Raw genomic sequence first — 21,223 nt, 5'->3', positions numbered from 1 at the left:
CATCGATTGCATGGATAGGGTTTCCCTCGCTTCGCCGGGAAGGACCAGGCTGGATGCATTCACTGCGGTGTATGAGCACAGCCCCAACTTGGCTTTCATGATGGATGCCGATGGCACTTTGCTTGCCGCAAACGCCCATGCGCGACGGTTGGCGGAGGAACTCGGCGCCGGAGAGAAGGCGTTCGGCCTGTTCCGGAGCTGGGCCGCCGCCGAACTGCGCGACGACGCCATCCCCGAGGCCAAGCTGCGCGGCGTCTGGCGCGGCGAACTGGCCCTGTGCGAGAAAGACGGCGACGGCACGCCGGTCTCGCTGGCGCTGGAATACTACGCAGGCCACGGCGCCCAGCCCGAATGCTTCCGCTGCCTCGTCACGCCGCTGCCCGAGGCCGACTCCTATGGCTCGCGGCTGCGCTTCAAGCGTCTGTTCGACCACCACCCGCACCCGATGTGGGTGTACGACGTCAGCACGCTGCGCTTCCTGGTGGTCAACCGCGCGGCTGTGTCAATCTACGGCTACAGCGAAGAAGAATTCCTCGAGATGACGATCGAGGATATTCGTCCCGATCACGAACTGGCGCGCCTGCACAACGACCTGGAAACCTCGCCGCGGGCGGCGGCGCAGCAATCCGGCGCCTGGACCCACCGCTGCAAGGACGGCCGCCTGATCCAGGTGGAGATTTCCTCGCATCCCTTGCTGATGGCTGGCCACAAGGCGCGCTTCGTCTTCGCCCACGACGTGACGCGGCGCCTGCGCATCGAGAAAGCCCTGCACGAATCGCAGGAGATGACGCAGCTGGTGGTTGACCACATTCCGCACCAGATCTTCTGGAAGGACATGGACTTGCGGTACCGCGGCTGCAACGACGTGTTCCTGCGCGCGGCCGGCCTGTCCTCGCAGGAGGAGGTGGTTGGCAAGAGCGATTTCGACTTCCCCTGGTCGCACAACGCGGAGCGCATCCGCGCCGACGACGCGAAGATCATCCACAGCGGCGTGCCGCAGCTGAATCGTGAAGACCACCTGCTGTTCGCCGACGGCAGCGTGCACTGGTTCCTGATCAACAAGCTGCCGCTGCACGACCAGGCCGGCCGCACCATCGGCCTGCTTGGCACCATCGAGGACGTGTCCGAGCGCAAGCAGGTCGAGCTGATGCTGCAGCTACATAACCGCGCGCTGGAATCGAGCGTCAACGCTATTGCTATCACGGCCATCGACGACGGCAGCGACACCATCAACTATGCCAACCGGGCGCTGGCCGAGCTGACCGGCCACGCAGCCGGCGAACTGGCCGGTCGTAGCCTGGAAGAGCTGCTGGCCAGCGACGACGATGCCGCTGCCCGCACGGCCTTGCACGAAGCCGTGCAAGGACAAAGCGACGTCCAGCTCATGCTGCGCGGACGCCATCGGGACGGCCGCAGCTGGTGGGCCCAGTTGCACGTGGCGCCGGTCGGCGGCAGCGAAGGCCAGCACACGCACCGCGTCTGCGTGCTGACCGACATGACCTCGACCATGGACTACCAGGCGCAGCTCGAGCACCAGGCCAGCCACGACGCGCTGACCGGCCTGCCCAACCGCAACCTGTGCGGCGACCGGCTGGCGCAGGCGATCAGCTATGCGCAGCGCTATGGCCATACGGTGTGGGTGGCTTTCCTCGACCTGGATAACTTCAAGCTGGTCAACGACAACCTGGGCCACGATGCCGGCGATGAATTGCTGCGCACCGTGGCGGCCCGCCTGCGCGGCTGCGTGCGCGACACCGACACGGTGGCGCGCATGGGTGGCGACGAGTTCGTGCTGGTGCTGCTGGACGGGCATGAGGCGACGCCGTCGCAAGCCATGCTGCGCAAGATCCTCGACAGCATTTCGGCACCAATGCAGCTGGCAGGACAGGAGCGTACGGTGACCTGCAGCATGGGGGTCTCGCTCTACCCGGGCGACAGCACCGATCCGCAGCTGCTGATGCGCTATGCCGACATCGCCATGTACCGCGCCAAGGAAAGCGGCCGCAACCAGGTTCAGTTCTATGAGCCGGCCATGCACGCGCGCATCGTGGAACGGGCCGCCATCGAAAACGAATTGCGCGGCGCCTTGGCGCGCGGCGAGATGTTCCTGGTCTACCAGCCGAAGATGAACGTGGCCAGCGGCGAGATCTCCGGCGTCGAGGCGCTGCTGCGCTGGCGTCATCCGACCCTGGGGCTGGTTCCGCCGGGCCGCTTCATCGGCGTGGCGGAAGAGACGGGCCTGATCGTGGCGCTGGGACGCTGGGTGATCCATACGGCCTGTGCCCAGAACAAGGCCTGGCAGGATGCCGGCCTGCGGCCGCTGCGGGTGGCGGTGAATGTCTCGGCGCGCCAGTTCCGCGACAAGAACCTGGCCGACGAAGTGGTGGAAGCCTTGCGCAGTACCGGCCTGCAGGCGCAATACCTCGAGCTGGAGCTGACCGAGAGCATGATGATGCAAAACGCGGACGAGGCGGTGGTGACGGTGCAGCGCCTGAAGAAAGTCGGCGTCGGCATATCGATCGACGATTTCGGCACCGGCTATTCCAGCCTGGCTTACCTCAAGCTGTTCCCCATCGATTACCTGAAGATCGACCAGTCCTTCGTGCGCGACATGCTGGGCGACCCCACGGTGGCGGCCATCGTACGCTCGGTCATTTCGCTGGGCCACAGCCTGGACTTCCGCATCATTGCCGAAGGGGTGGAGACGGAAGGGCAACTGGCCTACCTGCAACGCTATAACTGCGACGAAGCCCAGGGCTTCCACCTCAGCCAGCCGATCATGCCGGAAGCCTTTGCCGCCTTGCTGAAGCAGGAGCAATCGCGCCAGCCGGCGCTGCGCCCGGCGGAACAGCGCAAGGGCACTTTGCTGCTGCTCGATGATGAACCGAACGTATTGTCGTCCCTGATGCGCCTCTTGCGCCGCGACGGCTACCAGATCCTGGCAGCGCATAATGCGCAGGAAGCGTTTTCCATGCTGGCGACACACGAGGTCCAGGTGGTGGTCAGCGACCAGCGCATGCCGGACATGAACGGCACCGAATTCCTGAGCCGGGTGCGCAAGCTCTACCCGGGTACGGTGCGCATCATCCTGTCCGGCTATGCCGAACTGGAATCGGTGCTGGGCGCCATCAACCGCGGCGAGATCTACCGCTTCTACACCAAGCCCTGGGATGACCAGGCCTTGCGCGACAATATCCGCGAAGCATTCCGCTACCACGCGCTGATGCACGGCGGCGATGGCCATGCCCCGACCGGGACTTAGCTCCCCTGCCAGAGGTGCGAACGTTTCCCGTCTTTCAATAGGCGCCAAACGCTTTGGCGGCGAGGCCCGCGAGCGTGAGGATGACGGCGATGGTGGTTCCGATTCGCCAGCGCGTGCTGGCTCTGGCTTCGGCTCGGCTCTCGGCGAAGCCGCGTTCAATGCCAGATCTTATCTCGGAAAAATTCTTCTCGGACCAGATCCGTTGTTCGGCCAATTGCTGTCCGAAGCCATCTCGCAATGCGTCGATTCTGTCTCGCAATGCGTCGATTCTGTCCCGCATTTCATTGAGGCGGTCATGTTGCTTTTCGAATCCCAGCTCAATTTGATTGCGCAGTGCTACGTGCTCACTTTGCAGCAGTTCCAGAGCCCTCAACAGGTTTGCATTGCTTTCGCGAACGGTTTCCATCCCAGCTTCGAGTTTCGTGATTCTCGCCTCATAGTCAGTCATATAATACCTCCGCACAGATGCCCCAACTCTGTAGCAAACTGCCGCGCAGATGTTTGAGCTTGGACAGGGCTAGCTCAGAAAAGTTCCCAGTCGTGCACGAAGCACCCTCCCACCGCACTTTTTTGCTCCGTTTCGTTTGGAATTCTGGCAAGATTTAAGGCAACAGAATAACAATGGGGTTGCCGATGGCGAAGTTATGGCTGAAACGTCTTGTCCTCGCAATATTGGCGCTGCTGCTGGTGGTCGTACTGGGACTATGGTTCTTCCTGCGCGGCAGCCTGGCCCAGCTCGATGGCCGGCGTTCCGCAACGGGACTAAGCGGCAACGTCACAGTGACCCGCGACGCAAGGGGCGTTCCTTCCATCTCCGGCGGTGACCGGAACGACGTGGCCTATGCCACCGGCTTCGTGCATGCGCAGGACCGCTTCTTCCAGATGGACCTGCTGCGCCGCATGCCGGCCGGCGAGCTGTCCGAACTGTTTGGCGAGAAGGCCCTGGAGACCGACCGTATCAACCGCCTGCACCGATTCCGTGCCCGCGCCGCGCAAGCGATCGAACTCATGCCGGCGGCGGACCGCCAGCTGCTGGAGCGCTATACCGCAGGCGTGAACGATGGCCTGAATGCGCTTGGCAATCGTCCCTTTGAATATGGCCTGGTCGGCGTCGGCCCGCGTGCCTGGGCGCCGGAAGATTCCTTCCTGGTGGCCTGGGCCATGTATATCGACCTGCAAGTGACAGGCATCGGCCGCGAGTTCGCACGCGGCTGGCTGAAAGAGCATGCCAGCGCCGAGCAACTGGCCTTCCTGCTGCCGGCCAGCACGCAGTGGGATGCACCGCTGGACGCCGCCAGCCCGCCGCCACCGGATGCGCCGATCCCGGCCCGCGCGCCGGACTGGTGGGGCAAGGGCGTGGCCAGCGAGCCGGCCACCTTGGCCGCCGCTGCATTCGTCGACGGCGTCGGCAGCAATAACTGGGCGGTGTCGGGCAAGCGCAGCGCCAATGGCGGCGCCATCGTGTCCGACGACATGCACTTGGGGATCAAGCTGGCCAACACCTGGTACCGCCTGTTGCTGCACGTGCCGGGCCAGCACGGCAGCACGCGCCGCATTGTCGGCGTCAGCATTCCGGGCGTGCCGGCCGTAGTGGCGGGCAGCAATGGCAATGTGGCCTGGGGCTTCACCAACAGCTATGGCGATTATGTGGACCTGGTGGAAGTGGGGTCGGCCAAGGACCGGCCCGGCCAAGCGAAGCTGCCCGGCGGTTGGGAAACGCCGACGGAGCATGCCGAGACCATCCTGGTCAAAGGCCAGCCGGCCGTCACCCTCAAGGTGCGCGAGACTTCGCTGGGCCCCGTCATGCAGAGCGGCGGCCGCGAGTATGCCGTGCACTGGGTGGCGCACGACGTGAAGGCTGTCAACCTGGCGATCCGCCATATGGAGGAAGTGGACAGTGTGGCCGAAGCGCTGGCGCTGGCGCCGAAAGTCGGCATGCCGGCGCAGAACCTGGTGGCAGGCGACAGCGACGGCAATATCGGCTGGACCATCGTCGGCCCGCTGCCGCAGCGGCCCGCTACGCCGGTCGACGCCAGCTATCCGCTGTCGGCCAACGGCAGCACGCGCGGCTGGCAAGGCTTGCTGCCGGCGGCGGCGTATCCGTCGGTGCGCAATCCGCCCGGCGGCCAGCTGGTGACGGCGAACAGCCGCCAGTTGCTGGGCGCCGACTCGATCAAGCTGGGCGACGGCGGCTTCGACATGGGCGCCCGCGCCAGGCAGGCGCGCGACGCGCTGGCAGCCCTGGGCGACAAGATTGACGAGAAGGGCGTCTACGGCGTGATGCTGGACGATCGCGCACTGTTCATTTCCCAATGGCGCGACCGCGCGCTGGCGGTGCTGGATGCGGAAGCGGTGAAGGGCAAGCCGCAGCGCGCCGAGCTGGCGCGCCTGTTGAAGGACAACTGGAATGGGCACGCCAGCGTCGATTCGGTGGCTTACCGCGCCAGCCGAGCCTTCATGTGGTCGCTCTACGAACTGCTGTATGGCGGCGCCAACATCGAGCTGGCCAAATTGAACAAGGATGCCAATATGCGCGCCGCCTCCAGCCGCTGGCCGGTGGTCATCGGACGCTTGCTGGATGAACAGCCCGGCGGCTGGCTGCCGCAAGGTCATGCCGACTGGAAGGCCCTGCAGCTGGCGGCGCTGGACCGCGCCATCGCGCACCTGACCTCCGGCGGCAAGCCGCTGGCTTCGGCCACCTGGGGCGCGCGCAATACGGCCACGATTGCGCATCCGATTGCAGGCGCGGTACCGATGCTGAAGAAGTGGCTCAGCGTGCCGCCCGACCAGCTGCCGGGCGACAGCAATATGCCGCGCGTGGCGGGTCCCGCTTTCGGCCAGTCCGAGCGCATGACGGTCTCGCCAGGACACGAGGAGCAGGGCCTGTTCAATATGCCGGGCGGCCAGAGCGGCCATCCTTTGTCGCCGTTCTTCCTGGCCGGGCATGCCGACTGGGTGGCCGGCAAGGCCACGCCGCTGCTGCCGGGGCCTGCGGCCCACACGCTGGCGTTTACGAAGTAGCGACGTTCTGCCGCAGGAAGTCCACCGTGCGCCGCCAGGCCAGCTTGGCGGCCGCTTCATCGTAGCGCGGCGTGGTGTCGTTGTTGAAGCCATGCTCGACGCCAGGGTAGACGAAGTGCTCGTAGCGGGCGCCGGCGGCCTTCAGCGCAGCTTCGTAGCCCGGCCAGCCGGCCAGGATGCGCGCATCGTTGCCGGCATCGTGGACCAGCAAGGGCGCCTTGATCTTCGGCACATCGGCGGCCGGCGGCTGGGCGCCGTAGAACGGGACGGCTGCCGCCAGGTCCGGCACCATGGTGGCGAGGTAATTGGCCATGCCGCCGCCGTAGCAGAAGCCCACCACGCCGACCTTGCCATTTGCCGCCGGATGCGACTTCAAGACCTGCACGGCAGCGAGGAAGTCGGCGCGGGTCTTGGCCTGGTCCAGCTTCGCGAACAGTTCGCGCGCCTTGTCTTCGTCGCCGGGATAGCCGCCCAGCGGGAACAGGGCGTCCGGCGCAAAGGCCAGGAAGCCGTCGAGCGCCAGGCGGCGCGTGATGTCCTCGATATGCGGGTTCAGGCCGCGGTTCTCGTGCACAACCAGCACGGCAGGCAGCTTGGCCTTGGAAGCGGCCGGCTGCACCAGGTAGCCGCGCAGCTTGCCGTAGCCCTGCGGCGAAGGATGCTCCACATAGCCGGCCTTGAGGCGCTTGTCGTCGGCCGGCACCAGCGGGGCGGCAAAACTCGGCGACAGGGATGCCAGCAGGCCAGCGCCGGCAGCGGCAATGAACTCACGGCGGCTCAACTGGCCATGAACGTATTTGTCGAACAGCTTCAGTACTTCGGGGTCAAAGTCTTTGGCGGTCAGGCGTGTCATCGTGGCGGTCTCCAGGTAAATTAGCGCTGTCAAGTCTACTCCGACCGGTGCATAATGACATTTCGACTCCGAGCCGGAACCAGCTATTGATGAGGCAAGCAATGATGAACGATTTTGCGGCCGCTTCCAAGGCCACCATGCAGTTCCTTCGGCAGCGCCTGGGCTTCAAATTGTGGATGGTCACTCGTACCGACGGGAAAGATTGGATCGTGCTGTTTGCCGATGACCATGGCTATGGCGTGAAGGCCGGCCAGGTCTACAGTTGGGCCGAAACCTTGTGCTCGCGCATGGTCGAAGGACAGGGTCCGCACATCGCGCCCGACGTGACGAGCGAACCGGCCTATGCGCAAGCACCGATTACCGACAAGATCACGGTGGGCGCCTACGTCGGCGTCCCGCTGCGGCGCGCCGACGGCACCCTGTTCGGCACCCTATGCGCCATCGATCCAGAGCCGCAACCGGAACGCATCCGCGAAGACAAGGACATGGTCGTGCTGATGGGCGAACTGCTGGGCGGCTTGCTGGAAGCCGAACTGGCCAACGCTGAAAACGTGCGCAAGGCTGAACGCATGGATGTCGACATCACGCGCGACGAACTGACCGGCCTGTACAACCGCCGCGGTTGGGACATGCTGATGGTGCGCGAAGAAGAGCGCTGCCGCCGCTATGGCCACCCGGCCTGCGTGGTCTCGATCGACCTGGACGACCTTAAGTTCTATAACGATACGCAGGGCTACGCTTCCGGCGATGCGCTGTTGATTCGTTGCAGTAAGGCATTAAAAGAAGTGACGCGCGGTTCCGACGTGGTGGCACGGATGGGTGGCGATGAGTTCGCGATGCTGATGGTTGAATGCGATTACTTCGATGCCCAGGCCATGTTGCTACGGGTGCAGGAAACGCTCGCCGGCTACGACGTGCGCGCGTCAATCGGCATGGCGATGCGCAAACCCGGCATCGACCTGGAGGAGGCTCTCGCAATAGCCGATGCTGAGATGTACCGTGCAAAACGGTCACGCAAAGTTCTGAATTAGCCAAACCTAGTCGCTTGCCTTCAGACGAAGCGTGTTGCTCGCGCCCCAGCTTCCTTATTATCCTTTCGCCTCGGCAACTGTTCTGATTGTCCCCAACCCATTGGTTCTATTACTGAGCAATGGGTTGCAATGCCGTTGCAAAGGCAGCGACTGCGCAATTTTCCGAGGAAAATGTGTGCCCGAAGTGCGGTAGGAATGAGATCAAGTGCGGCGTTTTTGCTCTTTGCTGTTATGGGCCCTGCCTCGTCGTAATGTCGCGCCATCTCACGTCGGCGAGATGACTTCACCACTTTTGGGCAGTCCCTCCGCTGCAATCTGAATCACACACTTTAAATGAAGGCGGTCCGCGCTAAGATCTAGACGGTGTCAGCGCTTGGCTCGTATTGTGATTAATAATATGACTGGCCCGTTCGTATAGCTCATCGAAGGTTATGATTTCCGGCCAGGCGGTGTTACGACGATACAGCTCAAAGGAGCGATATTGCTCTTCGTTGATACCGTGCTCTCCCATGAATTCGCTCAAGCTTCCAATCACCAGGAATGACCTTGGCTGCACATTAAAGGCTTGCTCGCCCGTCGGCGCTCCGGATTCGTCCTTCCCGATGAACTTGGCGCCGATCTGGCTGATGGCGCCTTGGACCGTGCCTTGAACTTGCGCCACCGCGCCAACCAGCTCCGCCGATGGCGCCCAACATCCAGCTCTGTATGGTTTGGGGGCGAGGAGCTTGGTGGTGTGGATTTTGATCTCCACAAAGCAGAGGCTCGAAATCAAGCCGCGTGTTTTCATCAAAGCGTCGGCCCGTTTACCGTGCGACACGATCGAGTGGCCTTGCACCATTGTTTCAAGCTTGCGGTCGTCCAGCGAGGAGAGAAAGAGATACCCTAAGCCGTATCCAAAAAACCAGGTGTTCTTCTCGAAGAATTTCTGCCACAACGCTTCGCCCGCGCGGCCCTTGGCCGCCTCCGCACGGGCAAAATATCCTGACTCGTTCAACAAGCGGCCGTATGTCACCAGTTGCTCACGTCGATACGCGACCGCGACGATGTCTTCTTTGGTGATCCTTGTGCGCAGCACTTCCGCAAGCACCTCGGGATTGTCCGACATGAATTGAGTCGCCTGCTTCTCGGATAAGATATAGCGCCGAAGCTCCTCGTCGGTGATGTTGACAGGATGGTCGTGCTTGAAGATGTGCTCTTGGATGTGCTTGGTGAACTCAAGGAAATTCGCGATCTCCTGACCGATGAGGGCAAAACTGGTTTTGTGAGCGACCCCAGTCTCGACCGTGTAGGTTTGCAGGTTCAGCACGCTGACCTGGCGATCATCCTCGAAGAACGTGGCCTTGATGACGCGTTTCGCGTCCTTCTTCTGCCGGATGACGAGCTCGCCTTTGACCGTGGCGAAGCTCGGCTCGTCCGTCGGCCCGAACGCCTTGCTGGCGATGCGCACTTTTCTCAGCGCCTCGCCAAAGTTCGGCATAGGACTGCTTATGTAAGTCTTGTTCGGCAGTTTATTTAGGTCAAACTCCGCGTCGTCCATGGAAAGGCATCCCCTAGCCATACAGTTTTTAGATCGGCATAGCCGAGATCACTTGCGGCGGTCTCGTATGTCTTTCCGCCTTGCCTCCACGGCAACGCGCCAGGTCTCCAAGTCCTGAATGTCGGCCTCCAGCTCATCCGGCTCCGGCGTGGGGAGCTGGGCTACCAAGGCGGGATCATGCGCGAATTTAGAGCACTTTGTCATACCCGCCTCGATCACGCTGTAATCAGCGTCTTCCACGATCACAGAGTGAAGCCTTTGGGTCGATACGCCTTCTTCAAAGCGGGTCACGACGCCAAACAGTAGGACCTCTTCGACGGCCCGCTCCCAAGCCAGGCGGAGGTTGTAGTAGGCGTCGCGGGTCAATCGGATTCGCTCCTCTTCGTCTCCAGCCTTTTTAGCCGTCGATGCCTTCGTTTGCATCACACGCAGAGCTCCGACGCGCTTGGACGTCGGCATGGCGTCAAAAGGAACGCGGTCCGATTGCACGCCGAAGCCGCTTGGCGCTTTGCGAATGCATTGCGGGTCGAGATCGAGCCTCGCGGCCTCCGCGCATTGCTGCAGGATGCAGAGGAAATAGATGTCATGCGTGAACACGATCACTTGGCGTTTGAGAGCTTCCTGCGCCAAGCGCTTGGCGACATGCCAACGGCGGCGATGATCGAGGGAGGACACCGGATCGTCAAAGACGATGCCACCCAGCCCGCCGCCCAGGTTCACCTCTGCCAAAAAGGCGCCGATCGCAATGGCGCGTTGTTCGCCCTCGCTGAGGATGTCTTTGGCCGCCATGTTCCCTGGCATCTCCAACACGAGCTTGTATTGCGTTTTGCCCTTCGAGGTCTCCGCCTTCATCACGGCTTTAAGCTCATGGACATTCAGCGCCTTGAGCTCCTCGTTGAGCGCCGCGACCACTTCTTGCGTGGCGATCGAATTGGAAAGAATAGTGGATTGCTTGGAAATGGCCGTGGTGGAGCCCGCCTTGTTCGCGCAGGTTTCCAGCTTGCCGACGAGGACCAGCTTTTCAATCGTGTCCAGCGCCACCGCTTTCAAGTCGAACAGCTTGAATCGGGCATCCAGCTCTGCGCGTTCCGCCACCATCAACGCTTTGGCTTGGTCGTCGGCGGAGTCTTCCAAGGCTTTGGCCTCGGCCATCAGTTTGACCGCGATTTCGTTCAGCCGCGCTTGCGGATCTTCGGTCAGCGCGGGAATGGCGTTCCAGTGCTCGCCTGGCGAGCAGGCTTTGACGACCGCGGCTTGGCGCAAGGAGAGGGACTTTTGATAAGCTTTGCACATTGCTAGCAATGCAGGCTCGTTCGCTTCCAGCTCCGCCGTCAATGCGCCTTCAAGCGCCAGGGTCATTGACGCGTCGCGCAGTTCGGTGAAGGCCTTAACGGCGACGGCGCGCGCGGCTTTTTCTCGCTTTTCGGCCTCCTGCTGAACGAATGTCTCGAACAGCGCCAAGCGGTCGGCGCCTTCCTGCTTCAATTTGTTTTGGCAAAGCGGGCATTCCGATTCGGAACCCAGATGGGGGAACTCCTTGTCAGGATGGGATTCCACCGAAAATTGCCGAGCGGCCTCGAACAGCGCCTTCCATGACTCGCCGCCAGTGCAGGGCAGCAAGCCAGGCGTTTCTTTGAACCCCTTGCCTGCCAGTTCGGCGGCTTCCTTAGCCGCGATGGAGTTGCCGATCAGATCGCGAAGCACGGCTAGCTTGCCTTCTGACAGGTGCGCGGCCGACGTCGCCATGCGTTGGGCAAGCTCAGTGTGTCGAATCGCCTTCGCCTTGAGATCTTGCGCCTTCTGCTTGGGGTCGCGCTCGGACAGTGCCTTGTTCAGCAGAGCAAGGCGCTCTTGGTCTCCATCTGTCAGATAGGCGAGGGCTTCGACGTCCGCTGGCTTGGTTTTAGCGGACAGCCCCCGCGCCAGCGCTCCAGCTTTTGTGGGCGTTTGGCCCAGTGCGGCGAATACATCGAGCTGTGGTCGCAGGGCGTTGGCCTCATTGCTTGCCTTCGTCTTGAGCTTGGCGCACACGCCCACCAGCTTTTCGAGGATGTCCAGGCCGTAGGGGATGTAAGCGAAGTCGCCCTTGTTGTCCACATACGCCCGAGCGCAGTGTGAGTCAAAGATAGCCAGCGCGGACAGAGGCTCTGGCGCCGGCTGATCCGCGAGCCACGTGACCTCCACTGGCTGATTGTCGATCAGGAGGTCGAAGCTGGCCTGCGGGACGCCAACCTGGCCCGGTGCCAAGCGGGCGTCGGGATGGATCGGCTCACTCTGATCGCGCGCGCGGCAGGCTTTCTTCAATACACGGGAATAGCCGGACTTGCCTGCGCCGTTCTCTCCATAGATCACGCTCAGTCCGGTCTTGGCGATGGGGAGGCGTTGCTGTGGGGCCAGCGCGTTGACAAACTGGAGATTTTTGATTGATTCCAACTGTACGAGTTGGCCCTTCGGCAAGGCGCCGGCAATCTGGTCCGCAGCGAGTCTGCCGGGCGTTCGCCCGGCAGGATCTGGAATGCCGTGCTCGGCTTTAAGGAATGCATACAAGTCGTCGAGGTCCAGGCCTGACAGCTCGGATTGACTATAAATGCGGGCAATAGCGTCTTGCTGCCATAGGGGCTGGTCGGTGGACCATTTCTGGATTTCTTGAAGAATGGACATGGCGGCGTGTATTGTGCGTTTATCTACCAAGAAAACCAATAGTAAGTTATGGTGGAGGCCACGTGCAACGTCTGTTAACGGAAAGAATCCATGGCAAGTTGCAACCAAGTCCAGTTTTGGTTGCAGATGTGCTGGCATCACCGAGCGCAACGCGAAGGCATCTCAAATAGTTGATTTATAAGGCTCGAAACGGCTTGCGCAGCCGTTCCGCGCTGAAGGCGGCCAGCTTCGAGTACATCGAAGTGTTTTACAATCGCAAACGGCAGCATTCGACCCTCGGATATAAATCGCCGGTCCAGTTCTTGAACCATTGGATCAGTGAACAGAATCAGGGAAAACACGCCGCATAAGAGTCGTCTGTTGGAAGACGAAAAACAGAGGGCACCTCAGTGTGGGCATGCTGCCTGCCAGGACAGAAATTACGCCTTCGCGGCGCCCGTTACTGGCCGGTTGCCAGCGATAGGGTTGAATTGATGAAGCGTCTCGAACAAATTCTATTTCGTTTTACATGCCTGGGTGCAGTCGGCATCTCCCTCTTCTGCATGGCGGTTTCTATAGTCACGAACAGCGCTGAAGAGAGGTTGTTGGCCATGGTGTTCGCTTTCGGTGGCCCCATAGGTGTAATGGCCCTGTTCTACGCCATTCGTTGGGCCATTACTGGCCGGCTGAAGCCGTGGGTGCCAGCAGGACCTACGACAACCTAATTCACCGGAAAATACCCTGTAAACGGTTTATAAGGAAGCTAACAATGAGTTTTGATGACCTGATGACGGACAGCGTCTCCATCTTAAAGGCTGACGGCCGTCGCTTTGACGATATTCCCGCTTGCGTGCAAAGCCGCAAAATCTTCATCAACCGAGTTGAGCCAATAATTGAACCGACCGACTTGGTGCTTCGGAAGATGTCGAACGGCGGAGAAGAGACCTTCAAGGTAATTGATCCAGGGTTTCACGAACGCTTCCACGATATTCCTGCGGGCTATCAGTTGGTCGTCGAAAAGTTAGGCTTGCCAGACGCCCAAAAAGCGGTGCAATCAATCACATATAACGTGCATGGCAACAATGCTCGAATCAACCACCAGTCAGTCGATAATTCGACCAATGTTGTTCAAGATTCTGCAGACGTAGCTCAATTGATCACGGAGCTCCGCCGTGCAATCGAGGCCGCGGGCTTATCCGCATCTGCAAAAGCAGATGCGGCCGGTATCGTCGAAGCAGTCGAAGCACAGTTCTCGGGTGCAAAACCGAAACGCTCCGTTATCACGGCAATGCTTGCTGCATTGCCTGACGTGGCAAGCATCGCGTCTTGTGTAAATGCGCTAGTTGCGCTGGCGAACTAAACGCAAAATGACGTATTGAGTCAACTAACAACCCGAAAGCTATGGAAAACGAAATCACTGAGAGGCTGGACAGCGTGATCGAGATCGTCGAAGTAATGAAAGACATCATTCTTAACGGTGATGCAGATGCGCCACTGGCATTCTTCGAGGCAGCTCAGGACGTGCAAGATCAGATTGCAAGAATTTTGCACGATACGCTACGGCCTCTCCTGGCTCGATCACCAACCGAATAGATGTCAAGGAAAACTGCGCCAATGGATAAAGAAATTCTCAACGCTGATTTCGATACGCATCCGGAGACTGTTGACACGGAGGAAGAACTGTCCAATTATCTTTCAGAGATTGCGGAGGAAATTGGGTGGATTGTTATCTACTTCAACTCGTTAGAGGACCAAATCGCGCAGTGCTTACGTGAAATGATGCTCCGCGATGCGTATCAGGATGAACGTCTGGATGTGTTCTTGGCCGAGATGGGGTATCAAGTCAAGGCGCGGGCTCTCGTTCATTTGTACGGACAGGCCATTGCTTTCGGCGCAAGCCGTCTTCCAACCCAGGACTTAATTGATCTTGAAAAGGCGTTGACCGAAGCCGCAGCTATCCGTAACGGTTATGCTCACGCTGACTGGATCGGTCTACGGACTGAGGCATACATCAAGGTCAAGACGCGCTCGACCCGAAATGGTGTGATGCATCGGTACAAGCGCATCGACCCGGAGGTTGCGCAGATGGATGTTGATTTCATCAGCTCCTTGCGTCATCGCCTAGAGGCTGTTCATGAACTGGTTCTGAATCAGATTTACGGCCAGCCAAGTACGAAGAACGAGACGGACGTGCAGAACTAGTTGTGCGAAAACGACCAAGGAAAATTTGCTGCTGAATACTGTAGAACTCCGCATCTTAGTCGCGAGCAGTTTTCTGCCTATCGGTAAGAGGTTCATCGTTGACTGACCGGTGAACGGATGCGATGCCAGTCAGTTCCAACGCTGGAGGATTCTTCATGACCATGCAACGTCTTGACCTACCAAATTCGCGTATCCGTTCTGAAGGGGGAGCAATAGTCGGCACATCTTTTGAACTGCGTGAGCCCACCTACGTATTTTTTTTGGCATTGAGTTATGTTCATTATGTTCGCGGCACTATTGGTCAATCGCTGCAACTCATTTCGCTTGATGAGTCAGGCTCCACCTATCAACCTATAGCATATTCATCGATATGTGCCCGCGGTCAGAAGGAAGTTAGCGATTCGAGAGTGTCTGCGCTCTTGTATCTTGGCCCAGGCAGGTATGCGTGGAGAGCCGAAGTGAATGAAGGCGAAGCTCTTGGAAAAGTGGACCAGCGGGGCTATGTGGAATACGCTATCGCAAACACTCCAATACACATGTATTGCAAAGGCGACGGGGAGTTGTACACAACTGTCAGCGGCGACGATGCTGTAAAGACGGCGGTAGCAGCCCAGCGAATAAACTTTGGACCGAACAGCCCCGGCACTATTGTTCTGCGGCTAGACGTGACAAATCGCCGGACCGGTTCAGTTCTCCCAACCCCGGAGGTTACCCGCGCAAGCATCGGAGAGCCATCAGTTGTGACGGGGGCGCTGCAGTTCACGGCGGATCGTGGGGATCGATTGCTGCTCCAAGCCGTATGCCATGCCACGCAGGCAACAGTGGGAAGAGATAACAACGGCCTGCGTACGCTTGATGTCAGTGCGTGAGGTCTACTAGGTTGCTTTCGAAAAAGATACTTGGCCTACCAACGGGTCAGGTTCAATGAAACTATTAGCGCAAGAGCGAGTACATAGGAAAATCATGCGCTGCTGTGGCCGCTGCAAACGTGACACTGAACACTACCTTTCAATGGCCAGATGTTTTCGTAACGTCGAGCGGGAAGTTCATCGTTGGAACCGCAAGTCTGGCGACTCCAAACAATGGCTGCAACAGCGGCACACGGAGCACAACTTCGAACACACCAAAGCTGATGGCGAGTGTCAGCACCACAATTAGCGCGCCTTCCGTCATGGGTGGCAGGCTCGCCGCGCGAGATCCCATTGCAAGACAGACGATCAGGGTCTGGTGCAGGATGTAGACCGGGAAGACGGCCTGCGTCAGGTAGCGGCGCTTGGCGCTGTCGAAGTTCAGGTGGCGGTGGCCGAAGCCGCAGACGGCAACGATCCCGCTCCACTGGCAGAAAGCGTACACGGTGCGCGCCAGCGGCAGCCAGTCCTTGTACGTGTCTCCCGTCGCGTAAAAGAAAATGAGGCAAGCCCAGCTGGCGAGGAAAAAGCCCAGCGCGGCGAAGCGGGCGTTTTCCAGGCGCTGCCAGAATTCAGCCTGGCGCGCCATGGCCGCGCCCAGCAGGAAGAAGGGCAGGCTCATGGCGTGGTTATGCCAGTCGGAGGTCAGGTTGTGGGTATGCGGCCAGTACGGCAGGAGAAGGATGCGGCCCGCAGCGAGGAATGCGACCGGCAGCACAAACAGCTTCCAGCCTTGCAGGTGGCGCAGCAGCCAGTTGCCCATCACTTGCGCGCGGCGACTGCCGATGGCGGCCAGCATCAGGGTGTAGATCCACAGGTAGGGCAGGAACCAGAGGTGGTTCCAGGTCGGCAGGTCGAGGCAGCCATTGTGGTCGCAGAAGCCGTGGTAGGCGCGGACGTAGAGTTGCATGAAGTCGACATAGCTGCCCTGGTAGGCGACGTCAGACACCACTTCAAAGTAGGATTGTGGCGGGACGATGACGAACATGCCGAAGATAAGCGGAATCAGCAGGCGTTTGCTGCGTTCCTTGGCCAGTCCTTTTCCGCCGAGCTTATCGAGCAGGAAGGCGGCTGCGGCTCCGCCGATCAGGAACAGCAGGCACATGCGCCAGGGCGAAGACAGCAGCATCAACGGTTCGATGGCGTCGCTGGGGTGGGGCGTTTTGACGTGCCAGTCCCAGGTCACGTAATACATGCCGGTGTGGTACAGCACGAGCAGGAAGAATGCGCCGATGCGCAGCCAGTCGAGGAAATACAGGCGTTGGTTTTGCATGATGGCTTGGCAAGCTGGGTTGGAGATGGCCTCAGCTTAGGGAAGGCGGTCTTGCCAGGCCAGCAATAGGTGGCGAACGGCATTTAGTTGGGGCGAACGCATTTATTGATCCAGATTTCAACCAGTTGGCTGGCGCCGTGCAATATGACTGTATTGAGTGCCCCGATTGGAGTTGTGATGAGTGCGTTGCCGTCCCACAGGAATTTCCTCGAGTATGAGCCGCTGCTGTGGCGCGTGCTGAGCAAGCTGGTGCGCGATGGATATCACATCCAGCCGCACGACGCCCGCGACCTGATCCACGACTTCTTCCTTGAGTGGGAAGCGCTCAATAGCCGCTTTGACGCGGCCAAGGGCGAATTCGCCCCCTACCTCGCCACCGCCTTTTACCGCTTTGGCCGCCGTCGGCAATTGAAGCTGCACCGGCTGCGCTCGCGCGCCGTCGATATCGAGGAATGCCTCGACCTGGCGGCAGCCGACCCTTTGCCGCTCGAAGCGGCCGAATTGAAGCAGCAAACTGCGCAGCTCAAGGAGGCCATTTCGCATTTGCCCGAGGCGGAGCAGGCTTTGCTGGCCGATTTCCTGTCGGACTATGCGCCTGGCGAGCGCGAACTCGCGGAGAAACACCGTCTCACGCGCTATCGCATGCGCGAACAGCTGGCGGCTACGGTCAGCCGGGTCGCGTTGCAATTGATGGAGGCAAGGCCGCAAGAGGCCGACGCCGATATCGCTTACCGGGTTTGGGTGATGGACCAGTCGCCACGCTTTGTGGCCGCCGAACTCGGAATGTCAACTGAACAGGTGAACCAGGCCAAGGCGCGCTTTGCGCAAGCCCTGCTCAACTCGATTCGAGGCATAGAGCGGCCGGTTCGACAGGGGAGAAATATCATGCCGGAACTCGACATACTTAGGAAAGCGCTCAGCGCATTTGATGACAGCGACGCCCTCGAACATTTGCGCGCGCATGCGCAGGATATTCGCCTGGCGCTAGAGCAGGAAGACCTGCTGCTTGACAATGCCGAATGTGCCGCACTGGCTGCCCATCCCGAATGGCTTGCAAGCGTCTACACTGCGCTGAGTAGCAATGACTTGGCGGGCATCGAATCGGAGGAGCTCCAGCCTTCCATGACCGCCATGCTCGATGGCGAACAGCAAGTGATCGCCGATGCCTGGGCAGCGCTGCTCGAGAAGCTGGATGAAGTGCGTCCGCCTTCCGGGCCGGGGCAATGGGAACTCGCGTTGATGGCCGCAGAGAAACCGGAACCCGATCTGGTACAGCATTTGCGCCAGTATCACGCTTCCTGCCGGCGTGGCGACCCCGCTAGCGAACGTTTGCTGAAATACGGCCTGTCGCCCGGCATGGTGTTTGAAGCCTTGCGCGAAATGGAACTGCTGTTCAATCGCTCGCTTCGTCGCGCCGGCGAAGGAGCGATAGCTCGCAAGGACTCTGACGCTGATCTCGTCGTCAAGCAAAAAGGCAAGAGCGTAGCAATCAAGCCCAAGCTGTTATGCGGGACCATCGCGGGTACGCTTGATCTTGAGCTGGAGCTCGCGCCCGCGCTGGCGCGAAGTCTTGTCTGCATGATGCAAGCGTCGCCGCTCCTGGTCAGCGGCTACTATTATCTGGGTGCGAACACTTTCTTCAAGTTGCCGGAAACGACGCGCCCAACAGGATTCCTCACGCGGGACGCACTAGTGAAGCGTTGGTGCGCCAATCAACGCGACATCGCACATGGCTCGCCGCTATTGCAAGGCGAACTCGCGCGGTGAGCGCGTGGCAGTGAACCCCCTTGCTGAACGCTCGTAAGTTGTCGTCGTCCACTCGAGCCTGCCATCCTTGTCGAAGATGCGATGGAGCATTAATGCATTCGGCCCGGGGCTGATGGCGTTTGGCTTGCGCAGCCTGAGCCGCCACTTGCGGGGAACGACATCAAATTGCGTCGTTGAGCCCGCGCCGCATTCCCAGCACTCCCTGGCGCCGGCATAATGGCGCCGTACGGAGGCCTTATGCGTGTGGCCACATAAGATGACTGCAATCTGATGCTGCTGCAGAAAGCGATCCAGCGCCTGCATCGTAGTGCTGGACATGGCCAGGCTGAAGCCAGTGCATGTCCTGGCATGATGTATGACCAGTGCGCGGATTTCTCGTTCTTTGCGGGCTGCGAGCATCGTATCCAGTAGTTTCAATTGCGAGCAGAAACTTCCCCTCGCCCAGGTGCGCTGTATCGAATTGGGGCGCACGTCCGCATCCGAATCAAGTTCGATCAGGGTTAACTCATGCCCGTGCTTCCCCAGCGGGAAGCTGCGTGTTGCCGGCAACGAGCGGATGAAGTAGTGGTAAAAATTGGTGGGGGTCGCGCCAATGGGCACCGGCAGTCCTGCCCAGTGATCGTGGTTTCCGGGGATGGCGATGATTTTTCCGGCGGCGTTCAGGCCTACGTAATCACCATTGGGTGGGATAAGGTCGATTTCGCTTTCAAAGAAACGACGCGCCAGTGCGAGTTCATCTGCATCTCCGTTTCGGCTAAGGTCACCAGTGACCAGGATCTGGAACTGCTCGTCCCTGTTGCGCAGGTCTGCGACGAATTCGGCAAGCGCACGCAAGCCAACGGCGTGATGTCCCAATAGACCATCGAAGAGGGGAAAATTGTCCAGTCCAACTTGTACGGTGGGGCTGATCGTTGCATCGCCTGTGCTTGGATCAAGGCTTCCGATGTGCAAATCGGAGATGTGCAGCAAGGTTGTCAGCAGTGTTGTTGTCATGATGGTCTCCCTGGTTAGTCCGCTTTGGACAGGCGGGGCTACCAAAAGTTCAGGGGATTTTTAAGGGAAATCTCGGCGATAATGCGTGACATGCAGCTCAAACACTTACGAACTTTCCTGGCCGTCGCTTCCACCCTCAGTTTCACCAGGGCGGGGCAAAAGGTGCATCTTGCGCAGTCCAGCGTAACAGAGCAGATCCAGGCGCTGGAGGCGGACTTGGGCGTGGCGTTGTTCGAGCGCTCGCAGCGCAAACTGGCGCTGACCGATGCTGGTGCGGCACTGGTGGAGTATGCCGGGGCCATGCTGGCGCTGGCGGCCGATGCCCGGGCTGCTGTGCTTGGCAGTGTGGAAGTGCGGGGCAGGCTCGCAGTCGGCGCGCTGGAAACTTTGTGTGCGCAATGGCTGGCGCCGATCCTGGCAGAATTCCAGGGCCGGCATCCGGCATTGCAGGTTGATTTGCAGGTGGCCGGAACCGGGGCGCTGCGCGATGCGGTGCGGGATGGTTCGCTGGACCTGAGCTTTTCCTTTTCCCCGCCGCCGCCCGACAGCGGCCTGCACAGCGAATGCGTTGCTTCGGACGAACTGGTCCTGCTGGTGCCTGCGGGACACGCGCTTGGCAGTCTCGCCAGCGTTGGGCCGCGGGACGCTGCGCATGAACGCTTTCTCGTGACAGCGCAAGGATGTGTCTACCGCAGCATGTTTGACAGCGCTTTTTCCGCTTCGGGTTGCCAGGTGCCTCAGGTGGCCGGTGAATATGGCAGCCTGGGTGCGATCGTGAATATGGTCCGTGGCGGCTTCGGTTGCGCGTTGATGCCGCGCCTGGCCGTCGCGGGGCAAGGTGCCGGGCTTGCCGCCCTGCCTTGGGAGGGCGGCGCGGCGCGCATCGGCATCCATATGAGCTGGCGGCCAAGCCAACTGCCATTTGCCTTGCGCCAGCTCCTGGATGCGTTTCGGCTAGGGGCTGTTGGGTTACACGAGCCGGTGTCCGCCATCGACGTGCAGCACGCTGCCGGTAGTGAAGCGGTTTCGCATGAGGAAACAGATGGCGTCGGCGATGTCGTCGACGTGGCCGATGCGGCCAACCGGTAATTTGCTGGCCATTCCTTCGAGCATGCCGGCTTTGGCATCGCCTGCGACAAAGTCCCAGATTGGTGAATCGACCCAGCCGGGTGAGACTGCGTTGACGCGGATCGGCGCAAGTTCAACCGCCAGGGCGTAGGCCAGCGAATTGAGGCCGCCATTGATCGCGGCGACGACCGAGCCGCGTGCCGCTGGGCGGCAGTAGGCGATGCCTGTGGTGAAGGTGATGCTGCCGCAAGCGGGCAGCATCGGGGCGCCATGCTTGGCCAACAGGAGCGGGCCTAGCAGCTTGGAGTCCATGGCCTTGCGCATCACCGCGACGTCGATGTCCGGCAAGAGCTGGTAGGCGCCGCCGATGTCAGCGGCGGTGCAGACGATGTGGTCAAGATTGCCGCATTGTGCGAACAGGGCGGCGACCTGGTCTTCCTGGGTGATGTCTGCAACAATGGTTGTCAGCTGCGGCGAGTGCTTCAGTTTTTCCCGTGCCATGGCCAGCTTCGCCTCGGTGCGGCCGATTATCGTCACTGCACAGTCCTCGCGCAGCAGGCGCTCGGCAAGCGCCAGACCCATGCCGGAGCTGCCGCCGGCGATCAATACCCGTTCCATTGAATTCCTCCTTGGTTGTGGACAGGGGCATTGTCGCGGGTGCACTGCGC

The 21,223-nt window shown here is 60.4% G+C and carries 16 protein-coding genes and 1 pseudogene; 10 read left to right on the top strand and 7 right to left on the bottom strand.

Annotated features, from left to right (window positions below; all coding sequences use genetic code 11):
• Positions 1-10: 10 nt before the first annotated feature.
• Positions 11-3,262, top strand: coding sequence for an EAL domain-containing protein (locus ACN9MU_RS20215; protein WP_426343359.1), 3,252 nt, complete (start codon positions 11-13; stop codon positions 3,260-3,262).
• A gap of 34 nt (positions 3,263-3,296) precedes the next feature.
• Here ACN9MU_RS20215 and ACN9MU_RS20210 read toward each other — a convergent pair whose 3' ends face one another.
• Positions 3,297-3,710, bottom strand: a complete 414-nt coding sequence (locus ACN9MU_RS20210; protein WP_426318377.1) for a hypothetical protein — start codon at positions 3,708-3,710, stop codon at positions 3,297-3,299.
• A gap of 185 nt (positions 3,711-3,895) precedes the next feature.
• Here ACN9MU_RS20210 and ACN9MU_RS20205 point away from each other — a divergent pair, with 185 nt between their 5' ends.
• Positions 3,896-6,283 carry a penicillin acylase family protein gene (locus ACN9MU_RS20205; RefSeq protein WP_426343358.1) on the top strand — a complete coding sequence of 796 codons (2,388 nt, stop codon included), beginning with the start codon at positions 3,896-3,898 and terminating at the stop codon, positions 6,281-6,283.
• Here ACN9MU_RS20205 and ACN9MU_RS20200 read toward each other — a convergent pair.
• Positions 6,273-7,136 carry a dienelactone hydrolase family protein gene (locus ACN9MU_RS20200; RefSeq protein WP_426344897.1) on the bottom strand — a complete coding sequence of 288 codons (864 nt, stop codon included), beginning with the start codon at positions 7,134-7,136 and terminating at the stop codon, positions 6,273-6,275. The two genes, ACN9MU_RS20205 and ACN9MU_RS20200, sit on opposite strands and share 11 nt — an antisense overlap.
• A gap of 101 nt (positions 7,137-7,237) precedes the next feature.
• Here ACN9MU_RS20200 and ACN9MU_RS20195 point away from each other — a divergent pair, with 101 nt between their 5' ends.
• Positions 7,238-8,167, top strand: coding sequence for a sensor domain-containing diguanylate cyclase (locus ACN9MU_RS20195; RefSeq protein WP_426318374.1), 930 nt, complete (start codon positions 7,238-7,240; stop codon positions 8,165-8,167).
• Positions 8,168-8,516: 349 nt separating this feature from the next.
• Here ACN9MU_RS20195 and ACN9MU_RS20190 read toward each other — a convergent pair whose 3' ends face one another.
• Together ACN9MU_RS20190 and ACN9MU_RS20185 are read right to left on the bottom strand one after the other, a co-directional pair.
• On the bottom strand, positions 8,517-9,704 hold the full coding sequence (locus ACN9MU_RS20190; RefSeq protein ID WP_426343357.1) for a Shedu immune nuclease family protein: 1,188 nt from the start codon (positions 9,702-9,704) through the stop codon (positions 8,517-8,519).
• A 48-nt stretch (positions 9,705-9,752) separates the two neighbouring features.
• Positions 9,753-12,503: an AAA family ATPase gene (locus ACN9MU_RS20185; protein WP_426343356.1), complete on the bottom strand. Its 2,751-nt coding sequence runs from the start codon at positions 12,501-12,503 to the stop codon at positions 9,753-9,755.
• Positions 12,504-12,547: 44 nt separating this feature from the next.
• Here ACN9MU_RS20185 and ACN9MU_RS20180 point away from each other — a divergent pair.
• The 5 genes and pseudogenes from ACN9MU_RS20180 to ACN9MU_RS20160 form a co-directional block, all read left to right on the top strand.
• Positions 12,548-12,715, top strand: a pseudogene (locus ACN9MU_RS20180) (IS3 family transposase); the annotation flags it as partial.
• A 398-nt stretch (positions 12,716-13,113) separates the two neighbouring features.
• Positions 13,114-13,704 carry a hypothetical protein gene (locus tag ACN9MU_RS20175; protein ID WP_426343355.1) on the top strand — a complete coding sequence of 197 codons (591 nt, stop codon included), beginning with the start codon at positions 13,114-13,116 and terminating at the stop codon, positions 13,702-13,704.
• Between the two features lie 41 nt (positions 13,705-13,745).
• Positions 13,746-13,937: a hypothetical protein gene (locus tag ACN9MU_RS20170; RefSeq protein ID WP_426343354.1), complete on the top strand. Its 192-nt coding sequence runs from the start codon at positions 13,746-13,748 to the stop codon at positions 13,935-13,937.
• A gap of 21 nt (positions 13,938-13,958) precedes the next feature.
• Complete coding sequence (locus ACN9MU_RS20165) at positions 13,959-14,546, top strand: hypothetical protein (protein WP_426343353.1); 588 nt, start codon at positions 13,959-13,961, stop codon at positions 14,544-14,546.
• 155 nt (positions 14,547-14,701) lie between these two features.
• On the top strand, positions 14,702-15,415 hold the full coding sequence (locus ACN9MU_RS20160) for a hypothetical protein (RefSeq protein WP_426343352.1): 714 nt from the start codon (positions 14,702-14,704) through the stop codon (positions 15,413-15,415).
• A 139-nt stretch (positions 15,416-15,554) separates the two neighbouring features.
• Here the strand turns inward: ACN9MU_RS20160 and ACN9MU_RS20155 are convergent, their stop codons facing one another.
• On the bottom strand, positions 15,555-16,727 hold the full coding sequence (locus ACN9MU_RS20155) for an acyltransferase family protein (protein ID WP_426343351.1): 1,173 nt from the start codon (positions 16,725-16,727) through the stop codon (positions 15,555-15,557).
• 177 nt (positions 16,728-16,904) lie between these two features.
• On the opposite strand from ACN9MU_RS20155, the gene ACN9MU_RS20150 reads away from it, so the two are divergent.
• Positions 16,905-18,494 (top strand): sigma-70 family RNA polymerase sigma factor, encoded by a 1,590-nt coding sequence (locus ACN9MU_RS20150; RefSeq protein ID WP_426343350.1) that lies wholly within the window; start codon positions 16,905-16,907, stop codon positions 18,492-18,494.
• On the opposite strand, the gene ACN9MU_RS20145 is transcribed toward ACN9MU_RS20150, so the two are convergent.
• Positions 18,468-19,487: a metallophosphoesterase family protein gene (locus ACN9MU_RS20145; protein WP_426162197.1), complete on the bottom strand. Its 1,020-nt coding sequence runs from the start codon at positions 19,485-19,487 to the stop codon at positions 18,468-18,470. The genes ACN9MU_RS20150 and ACN9MU_RS20145 overlap by 27 nt on opposite strands.
• 90 nt (positions 19,488-19,577) lie before the next feature.
• Between ACN9MU_RS20145 and ACN9MU_RS20140 the strand changes: the two genes are divergently transcribed.
• Complete coding sequence (locus ACN9MU_RS20140; RefSeq protein ID WP_426336009.1) at positions 19,578-20,576, top strand: LysR family transcriptional regulator; 999 nt, start codon at positions 19,578-19,580, stop codon at positions 20,574-20,576.
• Here ACN9MU_RS20140 and ACN9MU_RS20135 read toward each other — a convergent pair.
• Positions 20,457-21,173 (bottom strand): SDR family oxidoreductase, encoded by a 717-nt coding sequence (locus tag ACN9MU_RS20135; protein ID WP_426336008.1) that lies wholly within the window; start codon positions 21,171-21,173, stop codon positions 20,457-20,459. The two genes, ACN9MU_RS20140 and ACN9MU_RS20135, sit on opposite strands and share 120 nt — an antisense overlap.
• Positions 21,174-21,223 lie beyond the last annotated feature (50 nt).

This window comes from Pseudoduganella sp. R-32 (assembly GCF_049913245.1).
In the GTDB taxonomy this organism is placed as follows: domain Bacteria; phylum Pseudomonadota; class Gammaproteobacteria; order Burkholderiales; family Burkholderiaceae_D; genus Rugamonas.
Note: the sequence above shows the minus strand (reverse complement) of the source record. Positions and strands in the feature narration are given on the sequence as shown.